This is a genomic window from Amycolatopsis roodepoortensis (assembly GCF_024628825.1).
In the GTDB taxonomy this organism is placed as follows: Bacteria; Actinomycetota; Actinomycetes; order Mycobacteriales; family Pseudonocardiaceae; genus Amycolatopsis; species Amycolatopsis roodepoortensis.
Window position 1 is genome coordinate 4,962,636 of sequence record NZ_CP102415.1, and the last position, 15,556, is coordinate 4,978,191.

Consider the following 15,556-nt stretch of genomic DNA (forward strand, 5'->3'; position numbering starts at 1 on the left):
TCGGGAGCTTTCATTTATCTCAAAGCAATCGAACCGCAATGATCGTCACGCGGTGGAGCGATCAGGGCACGACCTGTACGACGCCGCCCTTCTGCAGCAACGTGAAGTACTTCTGCGAAGCCGCCGCGGACAGGTGGATGCAGCCGTGCGAATACACCGAGAGGCTGCCGGTGTGGAACGCGATACCCGGCAGGAAGAACACGGAGTTCGGCATCGGCGCGTCGAACTGCTTCGAGTGGTAGTTCTTGACCTTGGCCGAAACGTGGAAGACGCCCGTCGGCGTGGCGTACCCCTTCTTGCCGGGGAGCTGTTTGACCGGGCCGTAGATGACCTTGCCGTCCTGCAGCAACCACGTCTTCAGCGCCGAGAGGTCGACGCACGCGCTCACCCCCGGCGAGGCCAGCGCGGCCTTGCAGGGAACGTCGGCGGCGTTCGGAGCGGGCTTGGGCGCCGGCTTCGGCGTGGGTTTCGGCGTCGGCTTGGGCTTGGAAGGCGTCGGCTTCGGCGTGGAACTGCTGCTGCTCGGTGTCGGTGTCGGCGTCGCGGACGAGGTCGACGGTGTCTGAGACGACACAGACGGCGCCGACGTGGTCGTGGTCCCGCCCTGAGCGACGCCACCGCCGCCGGGCGCGCCGCCACCGGTGTTGCCGGAACACGCGGTCAGCACCAGCGCGGTGGCCAGTGCGGTCACCCCCACCAGGATCTTCTTCACGACCCGTACCCCCGTTGTCCGTAGTCCGTCCGACATGGGTAAAGACGGAGCTCACCCGCCCGGGGTTGTTGATCGGATGGTCACGATCACGTCTCAGGGCACGCGGCCGACGACCCGCGCGTACATCCGGCCCGGATTGGCGCCTTCGTCCAGGTATCCCGGCAGCGGCGGCAGGTCCCGCGCGAATCCGGCCAGCCTGCCGAATAGTTCGTCCGCGTCGGCGGGGCGCCGTTCCGGGTCCTTCTCCAGCAGATCCGCGAGCAGGTCGTTCAGTCCACGCGGGACACCGTCCACCTCGGCCGGACTCTCCTTGACCTGTTTCTCGAACACCGCGTACGCCGTCGGCCCGGTGAACAGCTGCCTGCCGGTCAGCATTTCGTGCAGGACGCAGCCCAGCGCGTACAGATCGCTGCGTGGCCCGGCGATCCCGCGCTGGATCTGCTCGGGCGCCATGTACGCGGGAGTACCGAGGATCTGCCCGGCGCGGGTGAACTGGGCGACGTCGGTCTCGCGCAGCATCGCGAGCCCGAAGTCGAGCACCTTCACGCTGCCGTCGGGGCACAGCATCAGGTTGGTGGGTTTGAGATCGCGATGGCAGATGGACAGCGCGTGCGCGGCGGACAGCACGGCGCACGCCTGCGCGGCGATCGCGGCCGCCCACGGCACCGGCAGCGGACCGTGTTCGGCGGCGAGATCGGCGACGGTCACGCCTTCGATGAACTGCATGACCTGGTACAACCGCTCGTCGTAGGTGCCGAAGTCGTAGAGCGTCGGCGCGCCCGCGTGTTCCAAGGTCGCGAGGATCCGCGCCTCACGGATGAACCGTTGTTCGAGCTCGGCGTCGGGACCGCCGGGAAGCCCGAGGAACTTCACCGCCACGCGGCGGCCGAGATGCCGGTCGTGGCCGGCGTAGACCGCGCCCATCCCACCTCGCCCGAGCGGCAGCTCGTCGAGTTCGTAACGGTCCGCGATCAACACCTCGTCCCCCCACCACCACCCTCAATGGAGAAGCTTCGCTTCCGGCGCCTGTCCAGTCTCCGGCTTGAGCTGGCCCTCAGTCAGTCCCGTCAAGCCTAGCCTCACCAGCTCCAGGCCCGATTCCGCCGCCTCGCGCAGGGCAGCTTCGAAGGCGGCGAGCCGGGTGAACGCCACCCCGTGGGCGCGCTGCGTCTCGATCGGCAGGCGCGGGATCCGGGTGCGCTTGAGGTCGATCCTCGTCGAAGAGGTCGGCGCGATCTGCCCCGCCGCGCGCAGGCACCCGGCGAGGAAGGCGGCGTCCAGCCGGTCAGGATCGGTGCGGTACTTCGACATCGTCGGTTCGACCTCGATCGTCTCTCCACTGTGGACATACGCGGGCACGGAGGGCGACGCGACCACGTCCCCCTCTTCCACCGATTCCGGCACGGTGAGCACGCCGGACTTCAGCAGCTCGCCGATCGTGACGTACGAGGGCTTCTCTTCGGACACCGCGAGCGACGGCAGTTCCGGCCGGATTCCCTCGAAATACCTGCGGACCTCGAGAAAGGCTTCGCCCGCGTGTTCGTCCCGATCCTGGTACCGCGCGGGGGAAAGGTCGATCTCCTCGTCGAGCAGATCGATGATCCGGACCGTGCCCGGCACATCCACGCCACGCAGGTATTCCTCCACAGTGGACGGATCGGTCGCCAGCAGCAGCCGGGACGGCGGCCGCTCCCCGGGTTCCGGACGCCGCAGCAGCCAGAGATCCGCGCCGCCGACCGTGACCACGGCGCGCAAAGCCCCGGCCCGCAACAGGTTCCCGCGGATCCGCCGCCCGGTGCGGCGTCCGGCGGCGGCGGGCGGCATCCGGATCGCGACCGGCCCGCCGGGTTTCACGTGCGCGAGACAGTGCTGCACCCAGGCCAGTTCCGGTTCGCCGCGCGGCGGCTGGCCGTACACCCAGCGCGGGTCGCCGACGAGTTCGTCGTAGCCCCATTCCCGTTCGTTGAACGGTGGATCGCAGACGACGGCGTCCGCGAGAACCCCCTCGAAGGAGTCCATCGACAGGGCGTCCGCCCCGTACATCTCCATGTCCGCGCCCGCGAGCAGCAGCCGGTGCGCCGCGATGCACGAGGTCGCCGGATCGCCGGTCTGGCCGAGCAGCCGGGTCCCGCCGGAGGCGAGCAGCAGCGTCCCGAAGCCGCACGCCGGGTCGAGCACCACGCCGGGCGCGGGACCGATGAGCCGGGACATCAGCTCGGCCACCGGCTCCGGGGTGACGGACAGCTGCCGGGAGTGCGCCTCGACGTAGCGCTCGCACAGGAACTCGAAGGCCTCGCGCGCGCCCCGCTCAGCGGCGAAGCGGTCCAGCAGTTCGAGCAGCTCGGCGTCGTCGTAACGCGGCGAAAAGGTCCACGCGTGCCGCCGCGACAGGTACGACCCCACCCGGCCGACCCGGTCACCGAGCGCCAGGTCGTCGCCGAGGTTCCGCAGCCGCTGCCAGATCCGGTCCCCGAGCGAGATCTCGACCGGTTTCCCCCGCTCACGCAGCCACTTTTCGACGGCGACCAGGGAAAAGAAGGGGCTCGACGCCGTCCCGCCGACGGGCGGCGGAAAATCACCGTAACGTCGGCGCCAGTTGCTGACGGCGGCGCGGCCGACGCCGGCGATCCGCGCGATGTCCGCCGCGGTGACGGTGGCTTGCTCCTCCATCGCCGCATCGTAACCGACAGCGGACTATTCCAGCCCTTTGTTTGTGAACTCAGTACACAACTGCTTTACTGGGTCCCATGAGGTACACCCTTCGGTACGCCGCCGGCTCCGACGTCGGGCGGCGCCGCCAGGTCAACCAGGACTCGGTCTACGCCAGCACCAGGATGCTGGCCGTCGCCGACGGTATCGGCGGCCAGCCGCACGGCGAGGTGGCCAGCGCCGAGGCGGTGGGCGTCCTGTCCCGGCTCGACAAGGACCTCCACGGTTTCGACCTCGCGGACGTCGACCTGGTGGAGATCCTCACCGGCGGCCTCCGCGCCATCGACGACCGGCTCGCGGCGACGGCCGAGCAGGAGCCCGAGACGCGGGGCATGGGCACCACGCTGACGGCCGTGCTGTTCGACGGCTCCCACTTCACGGCCGCCCACATCGGCGACTCGAAGGGCTACCTGCTGCGCGGCGGCACGCTTCAGCGCTTCACCCGCGACCACACGCTCGCGCAGGCCCTCGCGGACGACGGGCGCATCGACCCGTCGGAGGTCGAGGGACACCCGCGCGGCTCGCTGTTGATGAAGGCGCTGTTGAGCACCGGCAGCGGCGAAGCGGACATCTGGACCTTCGACGCCGCGCCCGGAGACCGTCTCCTGCTGTGCTCGGACGGGTTAACGGCAACGGTTGTCGAAACCGTTATCAAAGAGGTCCTGGGCGCCTTCCAAGATCCCGCGGAGACCGTCCCGAGGCTGATCGACCTGGCCAACGAAGGCGGCGGGCCGGACAACATCACCTGCGTCGTGGCCGACGTTCTCGCACCCGCGCCCGCCTGAGCCCGCGAAGCCGCAAGCGCAGGTCAGACCCGCCTTCGAGGGGGCGGAAGGGCATCCGGTAAAGTTCCCCACGGAGGATTGGCCGAGCGGCCTAAGGCGCACGCTTGGAAAGCGTGTTGGGTTCACGCCCTCGCAGGTTCGAATCCTGTATCCTCCGCCGTCAGCAAGGCCCCGGACGTTCCGACGTCCGGGGCCTTGTTGATTACTTAGCAGGACCTTCACTTAACAGAGTCAGTTGATCACGCTAAGTTTAACAGTGGTCGTTCCAGCCCCCGACGTCCCAAGGAGTCCGCCAAAATGGCCGGAGTCGAAGAGATCCGCGCTGGTATCGCGCTCGCGAACGAGAAGGCATCCGCGAGCATCGCCGCACTTCAGCAGGCAGCGCAGTCTCTCGAAGAAGCCCAGCTTTCGCTTTCCCAGGCCACCCAGGGCAGCACCCAGCACGAGGTGAGCCAGGCGCACGGGCTCCTCGCCGAGGCCCTGCAGGGCATCACCGGGATGCAGAGCACCATCCAGGCGGGCATCTCGTCGGCCGAGTCGTACTCGACCCGTCTCTGACATGTACCTCGAGGAGCTGCACCAGCTGCTGACGGCCGTCCAAACCGGCCTCGCCGACGGACGCGCTCACGCGGAGCGGGCCAGGAGCCTGCTCGAAGAGTCCCGGCGCGCCATCGTGGAACCCCAGGCCCAAGCCGTGCCATGGGTGCCGCCGCAGCTGGCGCAGGCCGACGAGGGAATGGAAAACCTCCTGACGCGCCTTTCCGCCGCTGACGACCTGGTCAGCGGTTACCAATCCCGCCTCTGAGATCGGCGAGCCGGTATGGGCAGCAAAGCGAGTGAACAGCGCAATCGCGTCGTTACGGCGCTCGAGCGGGTCCGGCACCAGATCGGCCTCGTCCTCGGCGCCGCCGCCGGCGCCCGCCAGTCCGCCGAGGCGGAGCTGGCCAAACTCGAACTGGAGCAGCACATAGTCCGGGTGGGGATGAACAACTCCACCTCGGACCAGTACGCCGAATGGTCCCGGCATCCCGCCGCGAACGAGGTGTTCGGCCTGCTCGGCAGCGTGCGCGGCCAGTTCTACGCGGACTGGGAAGCGGGCCCGAACGCGTTGCGCGAACTCGTCGCGCACAACGCGCCAGGGCCCGCGAGCCAGCCGCCTGGCAACTGGCTCGGCCGCGTCGGCGGGAATCCCGGCATCACCGCGCCGGGGCTATGGCGCGTCGGCTCGGCGACCGTTTCGGGCAAGGACGTCCCGCGCACGTTCGACGTCGCGGTGCCCCTGCTCGACGAGTCGCATCTGTCCATCACGTCGGCGCCCAAGACCAGGGCCGCGGTGGACGGCATCGTGCAGAACCTGCTGATGCGGATCCTGAGCACGTTCGAACCCGGCGCCGTGCGCGTCCACCTGTGGGACGTCGGGCAGCTGACCGCGATCCTGCCCGACCTGTATCCGCTGAGCCGCACGAGCGCGCTCACGCTGTACGACCCGGGACGGCTCGAAGACCTCCTCGACGAACTGGCCGGCCACATCCGCCGGATCCACGCGACCGGGATGCAGGCGGGGCACACGTCGCTGCGGGAGATCCGGCGGGCGAGCGGCCAGCGCGTCGAACCGTTCCGCGTCGCGGTGCTCTACGGCAACGGCGAAACGCTCGAACCGGAACGCGCCCGCGAACTGAAACGGGTCGCCACCGGGGCGCTCGCGGCCGGGATCTGCCTGATCCTGATCGACGTGCCGACCATGCTGTCGACTTCGGTCGAATCGCTGAGCCTGTACGACGAGCGGCACGCGAAGAGCAGCATGACCGGCCCCGACCTGGTCGTCGACCTGGATCCGCCGATGCCGTCCGGGCAGGTCATCCGCGCCGCCGGCCGGATCGCCGAGGCGCTGATCGCCAAACAGGGCGGGCCGCGCGCGTTCGCCGACCTCCTGCCGACCGAACTGGGCAAGGAAAGCTCGGCGCGGGAGCTGCGGGCGCCGGTCGGGTTCTTCGAGGGTGAGCCGGTGGAGGTCGTCATCGGCGACGCCAGCCCGCATGTGCTCATCGGCGGGCCGAGCGGTTCGGGGAAGACGAACTTCCTGTACTCGCTGCTCGGCAGCCTCGCGGCGCGGTACTCGCCGGACGAGCTCGCGCTGTACCTGCTGGACTTCAAGGAGGGCGTGTCGTTCGCCGGGCTCGCGCCGGGACGGCGGGACGCCAGCTGGCTGCCGCACGCCAAGCTCATCGGGGTCAACGTCAACACCGACCGCGAGTTCGGCCTGGCACTGCTGCGCTTCCTCGCCGACGAGCTGCGCCGCCGGTCCGCCGCGGCGAAACTGCACGAGGTCACCAACCTCTCGGACCTGCGCGAACAGGATCCCGGCGGGCACTGGCCGCGGATCGTCGCGGTGATCGACGAATTCCAGTACCTGTTCGCCGGCCGCGACAGCGTGACGGCGACCGCGACCCAGCTGCTGGAGGACATCGCGCGGCGAGGCCGGTCGCAGGGTATCCACCTGGTGCTGGCGAGCCAGGACGTCGCCGGGATCGAGGCCTTCTGGGGCAAACCGGCGGTGTTCGAGCAGTGCACGCTGCGGATCGCGATGCCGAAGGCGCGGCGTGTGCTGGCCGAGACCAACAACGCGGCGGTCTCGGCGCCCAAGTGGCACGCGGTGATCAACCACGATTCCGGGGTGGCGCACGGGAACCAGCTCGCCCACGTGCCGGACGCGAGCACCAAGGACGTCTTCAACAAGCTGCAGCATCGGCTCTGGGAGCGATACTCGGAGTCTTTCAAGCGGCCACGGCTGTTCGACGGGGCGCATTCCCCGGTGCTGGAACAGTTCCCGGCGTTCGCGGACCTGAAGCCGACCGACCGGCCGCGGGCGCTGCTCGGGCAGTCCATCGACGTCGACGAGGCCGCCTGCGGTGTCGAGCTGCCGAAGGCTCCGGGACGCAACGTCGCCGTCCTCGGTGCGGCGACCGCGGAAGCACTGTCCATCATGGACTCCGCCGCCCGATCGCTCGCCCGCCAGTATCACTGCGATTCGGTGGAGTTCGTGCTCTCGTGCCCCATCGAGGCGTCCGTCCCCGCCGTGGAGGAGCTGGCCGAGCGGCTGCGCGCGGACGGACACGAGGCCACCCTTGTCGACGATCTGCCCGGCCGGGTAATCGATATCGCGGAGAATCTGTCCTCTTTAGACAAAGCACGGGTACTGCTGCTGTACGGCGTCGACGCGTCGATCCCCGCGCTGGAGGCGAAGGCGCCCGGACAGCTCAAGAGCGGTCTGGATCAGCTGCGGGTCTTGCTGAAGCAGGGCCCGACGCACGGCGTCCACACCATCGGCTGGTGGCGCAGCATCGCGCGGCTGAAGGACACGCTCGGTTTCGCGGGCACGGACGACATCGGGACCTGGGCGGCGTTGGACGTCCAGGGCAACGAACTGTCGCCGTTCGCCGCCGGCCAGGTCGTGCACTGGTCACCGCGGCCGGGGCGGGCGCTGTTCTTCGACCGCACCACCCACGGTGCCCCTGAGGTGATCATCCCGTTCCAGCGTCCGGAAGGACTTCTCGATGGATGACGGCATCACCGCGGCCATGCGGTACAAGGAGATCGTCGGCCTCGCGCGCGCTTCAGCGGAGAACCTGCGCAACTGGGAGATCGGCCGCGCGGACGAACTGGAGGCGCGTCTGGCCGAGGCGCACCAGGCCGTCGCGGACGCCGCCGAACGCGAGCAGCGCGCCGTCGACCGGTGCACGCGCTGGTGGAAGATGGCGCAGCACAACGTCGAGGGCCTCTCGTGGCTGCCCGACGACGAGGCCCCGCGCCCGGTGCCGACCGCGCGGCCCGGCTACCTGGAGAAGTACCTGGAAGAGGTCAAGCCGAGCTACCAGGAACTCGTGCAGGCGGTGCTTTCCCTCGGCTGGCGCGCCAAACGCTCCTGACCCCCGCGCGTCGTCCCCCCGATCACGCGAGGCGTCCCTCCAATCACGCGAGTTCGCCGTCCAATCACGAGTGTGCGCCCCCTGATCACGCGAGTTACGCCTCCAAGCACGTGAGTTACGTCCCCAATCATGTGTGTTACGCCTCCGATCACGCGTACTCGATGGAGGAGACTCGCGATCGGACGGACGACACACGTGACTGGGCGGCCGACACGGGTGTTCGAGGGCGTAACTCGCGTGATTGAGGGCGTAACTCGCGTGGGTCGGGGCGCAACTCGCGTGAAGGCCCCCTTCCCTCGGCTGAGCCGAGGGAAGGGGGCCTTCACGCGGGAAAGTTACGGCTTCGGCAGGTAAGGGCCGAGCACCTTCTCCAGGTAGTCCGCCAGGTCGTGGAACGCGTCCTGGACGGGGTTGCCCGCGCTCGGCCGGAACCGGAGCACCTGCGGGTCGTGGTCGCTCGCCTGCTTCGCGAACTCGGCGTTCAGGTGGACGACGTCGTAGTCGAGACCGCGCGGCGCCCTCGACGCCAGGATGTGGTCCAGCACCTGCGACTGGCCCTCGAAAACGTAGCTGTACCGCTCGTTCTCGGGCAGCGTCGCGATGAGGTCCTTCAGCGCGCCACCGGCGGTCAGCGTCTCGACGGCGGGCGAGAACGGGTAGTCGTTCAGGTCACCCGCCACGACGATGTTCGCGTTCTTGTCCGACGCGAGCAGCTTGTCGATGAAGCCACGGAGCACGGTCGCCTGCTTGGCTCGCTGCACCTCGGAGCTCCGGACCGGCGGCTGGTTGCGGCCGTGGGTCGGCTGGTCGCCGCCCTTGGAGTTGAAGTGGTTCGCGATGACGAACACGGTGCGGCCCTTGAAGACGAACTCGCCGACCAGCGGCTTGCGGCTGGCTTCCCACGCCTCGTTCCCTGGCTCGACCCGGCCGGGCGAGACGGTCAGGTGGGTCTTGCCGCGTTCCTTGACCACGTCGACGGGCGTGGTCGCGGTACCACCCGGCCGGTCGACAAAGGACACCCGCGCCGGGTTGAACAGGAAGCCGACGCGGATGTTGCCGCCCGGCTGGCCGCCGTCCTTGCCGTTCTCCGGGTCGATCTGGCGCCACTCGTATCGCGGGCCGCCGGCGGCGACGATCGCGTCGACGAACTTCCGCAACGTCTGGTCGGCGGCGACGGTGCCGTCGTTCGCCGGCCCGTTGTTGTCCTGGATCTCTTCCAGGTTCAGGATGTCCGGCTTCGCCAGGTTGCCGACGACGGCCTTGGCCAGCTCCCCGAACTTCTCCGCACTGTCCAAAGCGGACAGGTTCTCGACGTTGTAGGTCGCCACGGCGAGCTCACCGCTGCGCTGCGCGCGGGTGCTCTCGCGCTGCAACCCGTTGTCCTTGGCGGCGCCCAGCTTCGTCGCGAACAGCGTGTAGCCGCCGAAGTTGCTGTACTCGACCGGGCCGGAGGTCTCGCCGGTGAGCACGTCGCCGGTGTTGACCTTCGGGAACGGCTGCTGGGCGAACGGGATCAGCGACGCGACCTTGAGCACGCCGGTGTTGAGCCGGTCGTAGTCCAGGTACACCGCACCACCGCGGACGCTCGGGTTCTGCTTCGGCTTGGTGGTCACGTAAAGCTCGTTGAACGACGACGTCGGGCCGACGACGCGCGCGTCGGAGACGCTGACGATCTCGCTCTCGTGGGTCTCCCAGAAGTCCAGCGAGTACTTCGCCGGCTCCAGCGGCAGGGGCTCGATGTTGCCGCCCGGCGCGGGGGCGACGGTGTCCGGGACCGTGTCCGGCGAGACGACGGTCGGCGCGGGCAAAGCGTTCCCGCTCGACTGGACCGTCCACTGTGCACTCGTCAGCTCGGTGAGGGACTGGTACGGCGAGGTCGCGGGAGCGTCCGGGTAGAACTCGCGGACGGTGCCGCCCGCGGTCACCGCGTCGCCGACGGCCACGGCGGGCGTCGTCGAGCCGGTGAAGACGAACAGGCCCTCACTCGTACGCGGGTCGGCGTCGGGCGCGGTGTCGGTGAGCCAGAACCCGCGCGCCGAACCGAAGGTCCGAATCGCGGTCACGACGCCGGTGACCCCGGCGACCTTCCGGTCCTTGAACGGCGAGATCCGGGTGGTGCCCTGGATGTCGTGGATCTTCGCGTCGACCGGCGGCGGGCCGGTCTCGCCCGGCGTCTCACCCTTGGCATTGGTCGGGGTGGGCGCGCCCGAGGTGAAGTCGGCGGCGTTGTCGTCGGTATCCGCGAGCGTCGTCCCCCTGGCGACGGAGGCGGTGTTGGACGGCGCCGGCGCCGTGGATCCCTCGCGGATGACGGCGGCCGCGCCGAAGCCGACCAGGTCCTTGATCCGGGTGTCGGCCGCGCAGTCGGCGGCCGTCTTGCAGGTCAGGGCCGCGGTGCCCTGGACGAGCGCGATGGTGCCCGCGGTGGCGGACAACGCCAGCGAGCCGGTTGCGTCCGGCGTCGGCAGCGCGACGGTGCCGCCCGAGCCCTTCGCCTGCGCGATGAGATAGCGCGCGCCCGCGGCGACACTGCCGGTCAGCGGCGTGACCTGCCAGCTGTTCCCCGACGCGGGCGCGTACTGGACGCTGAAGCCGTCGAGGCTCACGGCGGCCGTGCCGCGGTTGGCGAGTTCGACGAAGTCGTTGGTCAGCGTGGCGCCCGAGTTGCCGCCACCGCCGTAGACCTCGGCGATCACGGCGTCGGCGCTGGGCGCGGCGAGCGCGGCCGGAGCGGTGATGCCGCTCACGACCAGGCCGGAGGCGACGGCCACGGTCAGGGCCCGTCTCCGGGCGGCACGTCGGGAAATGGTCACGCTGAGTCCCCTTTTCACAAGATCGGTCGAGGCATACTCCCCCGAACAAGTGAAATGAGGAAGACGACAAGGCAACGATTCGTCACCGCTAGCCCGTTCGGACCCTCGCGTGCGAAGATCGAGCTCCGCCGCCTGTTACGCACCAGGAGGCGTCTTCATGCGCAGACTGCTTTGCGCGATCGTCGCGGCCGGTCTCGTGATCCCCGTTCCCCCGGCGGCCGCCAAGCCACCGGAAAAGGCGGCGTTCGAAGTGATGACCCCGGCGAGCACGGTCGCGTCGCGCACCGACCGGCGGCCGAACGCGGGCGGGATCTTCGACCCCGTCGCGCGCAAGACCTTCATCTCGTGGTCCGGCAAGGCCGCGGACACCTACGTCCAGGCCTACGACCACCGGACCGGCGCCTGGACGGCGCCGAAGAAGATCGCCGACGGCGAGTCCGATCCGCACAACTACCCCACGATGCTGCTGGCCGGCGACGGGCATCTGCTGATCTTCCGCGGCATGCACAACAAGCGGACCGTGCTCAGCCGCGCGCCGCTCGCGCATTCCCTCGACGGCACCTGGACCGACGTCGAGGTCCCCGAGGGTGCCGCGGCGAGCTACCCGATGCCGGTGAAGACCGTCGACGGCACGCTGTTCCTGTTCTACCGGGAGACCACGAAGGAACTGGATCCGGCGGCGGACTCCGACTTCCGCCCGATGAAGTACCTCGTTTCCCGCGACCACGGTAAGACGTGGAAGAACTCCGTGCGGCTGACCGGGAAGCCGTGGGCGTTCGGCTCGCTGGGCCGGGCCGACCACATGGACGAGATCTACGTCGGGCAGCTTCGGTACCTGCCGTCGTCCGGGCGGATCCAGTTCGTCTACACGCTCGCGGGCGGCGGGCCCGGCCAGCACAAGCACGACGTCTACCACCGGAACGTCTACTACCTGTCGTTCGACGTCCGCACCCTGCGCTTCTTCTCCGCCGCGGGCCACGACCTCGGCACGCAGGTGGACGACGCCGAACAGGAGCGGTACCTCAAGGTCGTCGAAACGCCGCTCGAACTCCCCGGCGGGCTCAAGTCGCCGGACTACATCCTGCAGGTCGGCACCCAGCGTGACGGCAAACCGTTCGTCACCTGGTTCCAGTTCGACGCCGCCGGCTCGCCGCGCGATTTCGCGGGCGCGTGGAACGGCCGGAACTGGGAAGTGCGCGAAGTCGCGAACGGGCTCCGATTGCGCGAGATCGAACAGCTCAATGGCGGCACCTGGCGCGTTTACGGAACACGTGACGGAAAGCCGGGCATCGAAACGTTCTTGCTCGAGAACGGCCGCGTCTGGAAGCCGGAAACCTTGATCACCACACCGAAACCGGTCCAGCGCGTCGAAGTGATCACCGGTTTCCGGGATCCGGCCCGCATTCTGGCGACCGGCGCGTCCAGTGCCCGTGACGTCTCCGTGGCCGACGGTGACATTTATGTCGCGGGAGCCCCGCGCAAATAGCCCATTGGTGTTCCGCTGCCTTAAATGAACCTCAAGTCGGGGTACAACCCGGCAATTCCGGAGCTACCTTGGCGACGTGAGCGAGGACACAAATCCTCGGCTCACGTCGCCGGAGGAGGTGTCCGATGAACTGGCTCATCGTCGGTACGGCACTGGTTCTGCTGCTGAGCATCGCACTGGCCGTCGATCTGCGCGACCGGGAACGCGGCGGACGGCCGGTGGCCCATTTCGGCGGCGCGCGGCTCGACGCCGTACTGCGCGAGGCTGACTTGAGCGAACGGCTTCTCGACGCTCACCGGGGAGGGTGAGCAGGGGGAACTGGGGGCGCACCGCCGGTGCACGGGACCCGTCGGGGGAGGACGGGGCCCGTACACCGGCGGTGTGTCATTTCCGCCTTGTGAGCGGCAAGGACGGTCCGAGCCGCCGGGATGTCGCGAAAGCCACTTTCGGGACACCTGACGTCCCGAAAGTGGCTTTCGCGACATCCCGGCGCTCGGGGCAGGTGGCGTACGGACGTTGCGAAAGTGGCTTTCGCAACGTGCCTGTGCCGCGGCTGGGCCCGCAACCTGTGTTCCGCCTCGTGAGCGGTAAGGACGGTTCTAACCGTCCTTACCGCTCACGAGGTTCTGCCGCGTCTTGTACTTCCCGATGAGCGACTTCGCGCCGGCGACCGCCGCCTTGCCCGCGCCCTTCGCGCTCGCGGCCAGGAACGTCGTCCAGTCGAAGTAGTCGCGCCACAGCACGATCCGGCCGTCACGCACTTCGAACGTGCCGCACACCCAGAACTCCGCCTCCCACGAGCCACGCCGCAGGACGTCGGTGCGCTCGGTCAGCACGATCGGCCCGTCGGCGGCGATGTGGTGGGTGCGCGCCTCGAACCCGCTGCCGTAGCGGGCCATGGCGCGCAACTGCTTCTCCACCGCGGAAAGGCCGCGGGCGGGCGGCAGCGGGACGTTCTGATAGACGATGTCGATCGCCACGAAGCCGAGCGCCCGATCGATGTCGAACTCTTCGAGGGCCTGAAGGAAACCGGTCACCACTGTCTTCGGATCCGTCATGCCTGCCAAGGCTAATCCGATTTTGAACCGCCGGAAGGTCACAGCCGTATCACCGGGCGGAGGGGCCGGTTTTCCCCTGACTACGGAGGTATCGATGCGACGGCGACTGCCGATGGCACTGTTCGGGCTGGTCGTGTGGGTGCTCGCGGGCTGTTCGACGGCCACGGGCGCCGCACCGGCGGCACCGGGCGCCAACCAGGCCGACATCACCTTCTCCCAGCAGATGGTCCCGCACCACCAGCAGTCGATCCAGGTCGCGAACCTGGCCTCGGACCGGTCGGCCTCGGAGTTCGTGAAGGCCACCGCCGCCAAGATCGTCAAGGCCGAGTCGGCGGAGGTCCAGACGATGACCGGCTGGCTGCAGTCCTGGAACGCGGCCGTCCTGCCCGCGGCGGGTCACGCCGGGCACGCGATGCCGGGGATGATCACCGAGGGGCAGGTCGCCTCGCTGCAGAATCTGTCGGGCGCCGAGTTCGACAAGGTGTGGCTCCCGCTGATGGCCGAACACCTGCGCAACGGCGTCGCGATGGCCAAGACCGTGCTGTCTTCGGGCGAGCACCCCGAGACGAAAGCGCTGGCACAGGAGATCGTGGAGAACCAGACGGCGGCGATCGACGAGATCACCGCGCAGCTTCCTTGACCCCCTGAAGGCCCCGGAAGACCCTCCGGTATTGTTCTCGGCGGTGGCGTGTCCGAGCGGCCGAAGGAGCACGACTCGAAATCGTGTGACGGTTAATACCCGTCCGTGGGTTCAAATCCCACCGCCACCGCAGCGAAGAGCCGGTCTCCACGGAGACCGGCTCTTCTGCGTCCGGGACTACTTGTTGAACTTGTCCTTGAGGTCCTGCACGCCGCCTTCCGCGCGGTCGCGCAGGTCGTGCCCGGTCTCCTTGACCTGGCCTTCGGTCTGGTCGGCCCGGCCGGAGTTCGCGAGGTCGGAGTTGCCGGTCTTCTCGCCGAGCTTCTCCTTGGCGGCGCCGATGGCCTGTTCGGCCTTGTCCTTCGCCTTGTCGAAAACGCTCATGGCGGATGTTCCTCCTTCGACTGCGGCCGCCGTTTGCGACCGCCTGTCTCCGGGTTACCCGGGCCACGGGATCCGACACATCTGTCACCCGGTGCGGTTACCCCGTTGCCCGTGGAAGAACTCTTCGAGCAGGGCCGCGCATTCGGCCTCCAGCACGCCGCCGACGACCTCCGCGCGGTGGCTGAGCCGCCGGTCGCGGACGACGTCCCACAGCGACCCCACGGCCCCGGTCTTGGGCTCCCAAGCGCCGAAGACGACCTTCGCGACCCGGGCCATCACGAGGGCGCCGGCGCACATCGTGCACGGCTCCAGCGTCACGGCGAGCGTGCAACCTTCGAGCCGCCAGCCGTCGCCGTAGATCTCGGACGCGGCCCGCAGCGCGAGGATCTCCGCGTGCGCCGTCGGGTCCCCGAGTTCTTCGCGGGCGTTGCGCGCGGAGGCGAGCGGGGTCCCGTCCGGCGACAGCACGACGGCGCCGATCGGCACGTCGTCGCCCGCACCTCGCGCCGCGGCGATCGCCGCCCGGACGGCGGCGATGTCGGCGGCGGAGGCTGCGGGGCTCAGATCTCGTCCAGGATCTTCGTGAACTCGGCGGCGAATCCGCACCGCTGCGCGACCATCTGGAGTTGTTCGTCCGGATAGAGGTCGACCTCGCCGACGATCACCTGCAGTTCGGCCCCGGGGAGTCCGAGGTCGGACAGGATCTCCAGGTCGCCTTCCGGCCAGACCGCGTCGTCGTCCTCGTCCGGGGGGTCGACTCTCAGCACGTCGAGGACGTCCGCGGCGATGTCGTAGTCGAGCGCCGCGGCGGCGTCGGACAGCAGCAGGGAGGGCCCTCTCGGGCTCGGCCGGACGATCACGAAGAACTCGTCGTCGACCGCGAGCAGGCCGAACGCGGCCCCTGTCGAACGCAGTTTGCCGAGCTCGGTGATCGCAGCGTCGAGCTCGCCGAGCGCCCCCGGATCAAGGGAACTGCACCGCCACCGACCGTCCTCCCGCACCACGGCCACCGCGAACCCCGTGATCGGCTCTTGCACCGCCAT

Annotated in this window: 16 protein-coding genes and 2 tRNA genes; 10 read left to right on the top strand and 8 right to left on the bottom strand. The window is 69.1% G+C overall.

Annotation, left to right across the window (positions count from 1 at the left end; translation table 11 throughout):
- Positions 1 to 61: 61 nt before the first annotated feature.
- The 3 genes from NQK81_RS23560 to NQK81_RS23570 form a co-directional block, all read right to left on the bottom strand.
- Complete coding sequence (locus tag NQK81_RS23560) at positions 62 to 712, bottom strand: L,D-transpeptidase (RefSeq protein WP_257483295.1); 651 nt, start codon at positions 710 to 712, stop codon at positions 62 to 64.
- 93 nt (positions 713 to 805) lie between these two features.
- Positions 806 to 1,690: a serine/threonine-protein kinase gene (locus tag NQK81_RS23565; protein WP_257483296.1), complete on the bottom strand. Its 885-nt coding sequence runs from the start codon at positions 1,688 to 1,690 to the stop codon at positions 806 to 808.
- Between the two features lie 21 nt (positions 1,691 to 1,711).
- A complete protein-coding gene (locus NQK81_RS23570) occupies positions 1,712 to 3,382 on the bottom strand; it encodes an N-6 DNA methylase (RefSeq protein WP_257483297.1) in 1,671 nt (556 codons plus the stop codon).
- A gap of 77 nt (positions 3,383 to 3,459) precedes the next feature.
- Between NQK81_RS23570 and NQK81_RS23575 the strand changes: the two genes are divergently transcribed.
- The 6 genes from NQK81_RS23575 to NQK81_RS23600 all read left to right on the top strand — a co-directional run bounded on the left by NQK81_RS23575 (position 3,460) and on the right by NQK81_RS23600 (position 8,132).
- Entirely contained in the window at positions 3,460 to 4,206 is a 747-nt protein-coding gene (locus NQK81_RS23575; protein ID WP_257483298.1) for a PP2C family protein-serine/threonine phosphatase, read from the top strand.
- 72 nt (positions 4,207 to 4,278) lie between these two features.
- Positions 4,279 to 4,363, top strand: a tRNA-Ser gene (locus tag NQK81_RS23580).
- A gap of 140 nt (positions 4,364 to 4,503) precedes the next feature.
- Positions 4,504 to 4,764 carry a hypothetical protein gene (locus tag NQK81_RS23585; protein ID WP_005167132.1) on the top strand — a complete coding sequence of 87 codons (261 nt, stop codon included), beginning with the start codon at positions 4,504 to 4,506 and terminating at the stop codon, positions 4,762 to 4,764.
- A 1-nt stretch (position 4,765) separates the two neighbouring features.
- Positions 4,766 to 5,011, top strand: coding sequence for a hypothetical protein (locus NQK81_RS23590; protein WP_016337967.1), 246 nt, complete (start codon positions 4,766 to 4,768; stop codon positions 5,009 to 5,011).
- A gap of 15 nt (positions 5,012 to 5,026) precedes the next feature.
- Positions 5,027 to 7,768, top strand: a complete 2,742-nt coding sequence (locus NQK81_RS23595) for an FtsK/SpoIIIE domain-containing protein (protein WP_257483299.1) — start codon at positions 5,027 to 5,029, stop codon at positions 7,766 to 7,768.
- Positions 7,761 to 8,132, top strand: coding sequence for a hypothetical protein (locus NQK81_RS23600; protein WP_126737551.1), 372 nt, complete (start codon positions 7,761 to 7,763; stop codon positions 8,130 to 8,132). Before NQK81_RS23595 ends, NQK81_RS23600 begins: the two co-directional genes overlap by 8 nt.
- A gap of 335 nt (positions 8,133 to 8,467) precedes the next feature.
- Here the strand turns inward: NQK81_RS23600 and NQK81_RS23605 are convergent, their stop codons facing one another.
- Complete coding sequence (locus NQK81_RS23605; RefSeq protein WP_306855990.1) at positions 8,468 to 10,945, bottom strand: DUF8508 domain-containing protein; 2,478 nt, start codon at positions 10,943 to 10,945, stop codon at positions 8,468 to 8,470.
- A 157-nt stretch (positions 10,946 to 11,102) separates the two neighbouring features.
- On the opposite strand from NQK81_RS23605, the gene NQK81_RS23610 reads away from it, so the two are divergent.
- Together NQK81_RS23610 and NQK81_RS23615 are read left to right on the top strand one after the other, a co-directional pair.
- Positions 11,103 to 12,431: a BNR-4 repeat-containing protein gene (locus tag NQK81_RS23610; protein ID WP_257483300.1), complete on the top strand. Its 1,329-nt coding sequence runs from the start codon at positions 11,103 to 11,105 to the stop codon at positions 12,429 to 12,431.
- A 125-nt stretch (positions 12,432 to 12,556) separates the two neighbouring features.
- Positions 12,557 to 12,739: a hypothetical protein gene (locus NQK81_RS23615; protein WP_126737549.1), complete on the top strand. Its 183-nt coding sequence runs from the start codon at positions 12,557 to 12,559 to the stop codon at positions 12,737 to 12,739.
- 291 nt (positions 12,740 to 13,030) lie between these two features.
- Here NQK81_RS23615 and NQK81_RS23620 read toward each other — a convergent pair whose 3' ends face one another.
- Positions 13,031 to 13,489 carry a limonene-1,2-epoxide hydrolase family protein gene (locus NQK81_RS23620; protein WP_257483301.1) on the bottom strand — a complete coding sequence of 153 codons (459 nt, stop codon included), beginning with the start codon at positions 13,487 to 13,489 and terminating at the stop codon, positions 13,031 to 13,033.
- 94 nt (positions 13,490 to 13,583) lie between these two features.
- Here NQK81_RS23620 and NQK81_RS23625 point away from each other — a divergent pair, with 94 nt between their 5' ends.
- Together NQK81_RS23625 and NQK81_RS23630 are read left to right on the top strand one after the other, a co-directional pair.
- Positions 13,584 to 14,129, top strand: coding sequence for a DUF305 domain-containing protein (locus NQK81_RS23625; protein WP_126737548.1), 546 nt, complete (start codon positions 13,584 to 13,586; stop codon positions 14,127 to 14,129).
- 42 nt (positions 14,130 to 14,171) lie between these two features.
- Positions 14,172 to 14,259 (top strand) — tRNA-Ser (locus NQK81_RS23630).
- A gap of 47 nt (positions 14,260 to 14,306) precedes the next feature.
- On the opposite strand, the gene NQK81_RS23635 is transcribed toward NQK81_RS23630, so the two are convergent.
- The 3 genes from NQK81_RS23635 to NQK81_RS23645 form a co-directional block, all read right to left on the bottom strand.
- Positions 14,307 to 14,513, bottom strand: coding sequence for a CsbD family protein (locus tag NQK81_RS23635; RefSeq protein WP_126737547.1), 207 nt, complete (start codon positions 14,511 to 14,513; stop codon positions 14,307 to 14,309).
- Between the two features lie 84 nt (positions 14,514 to 14,597).
- Positions 14,598 to 14,999 (bottom strand): nucleoside deaminase, encoded by a 402-nt coding sequence (locus NQK81_RS23640; RefSeq protein WP_306856063.1) that lies wholly within the window; start codon positions 14,997 to 14,999, stop codon positions 14,598 to 14,600.
- Positions 15,000 to 15,073: 74 nt separating this feature from the next.
- Positions 15,074 to 15,556 (bottom strand): tRNA adenosine deaminase-associated protein, encoded by a 483-nt coding sequence (locus NQK81_RS23645; RefSeq protein ID WP_197684721.1) that lies wholly within the window; start codon positions 15,554 to 15,556, stop codon positions 15,074 to 15,076.

Coding starts and splice junctions, on each gene's coding strand:
- NQK81_RS23570 (WP_257483297.1), bottom strand. CDS start 3,382: ATGGAGGAGCAAGCCACCGTCACCGCGGCGGACATCGCGCGGATCGCC.
- NQK81_RS23575 (WP_257483298.1), top strand. CDS start 3,460: ATGAGGTACACCCTTCGGTACGCCGCCGGCTCCGACGTCGGGCGGCGC.
- NQK81_RS23585 (WP_005167132.1), top strand. CDS start 4,504: ATGGCCGGAGTCGAAGAGATCCGCGCTGGTATCGCGCTCGCGAACGAG.
- NQK81_RS23590 (WP_016337967.1), top strand. CDS start 4,766: ATGTACCTCGAGGAGCTGCACCAGCTGCTGACGGCCGTCCAAACCGGC.
- NQK81_RS23595 (WP_257483299.1), top strand. CDS start 5,027: ATGGGCAGCAAAGCGAGTGAACAGCGCAATCGCGTCGTTACGGCGCTC.
- NQK81_RS23600 (WP_126737551.1), top strand. CDS start 7,761: ATGGATGACGGCATCACCGCGGCCATGCGGTACAAGGAGATCGTCGGC.
- NQK81_RS23610 (WP_257483300.1), top strand. CDS start 11,103: ATGCGCAGACTGCTTTGCGCGATCGTCGCGGCCGGTCTCGTGATCCCC.
- NQK81_RS23615 (WP_126737549.1), top strand. CDS start 12,557: ATGAACTGGCTCATCGTCGGTACGGCACTGGTTCTGCTGCTGAGCATC.
- NQK81_RS23620 (WP_257483301.1), bottom strand. CDS start 13,489: ATGACGGATCCGAAGACAGTGGTGACCGGTTTCCTTCAGGCCCTCGAA.
- NQK81_RS23625 (WP_126737548.1), top strand. CDS start 13,584: ATGCGACGGCGACTGCCGATGGCACTGTTCGGGCTGGTCGTGTGGGTG.
- NQK81_RS23635 (WP_126737547.1), bottom strand. CDS start 14,513: ATGAGCGTTTTCGACAAGGCGAAGGACAAGGCCGAACAGGCCATCGGC.
- NQK81_RS23645 (WP_197684721.1), bottom strand. CDS start 15,556: ATGGCGGTGCAAGAGCCGATCACGGGGTTCGCGGTGGCCGTGGTGCGG.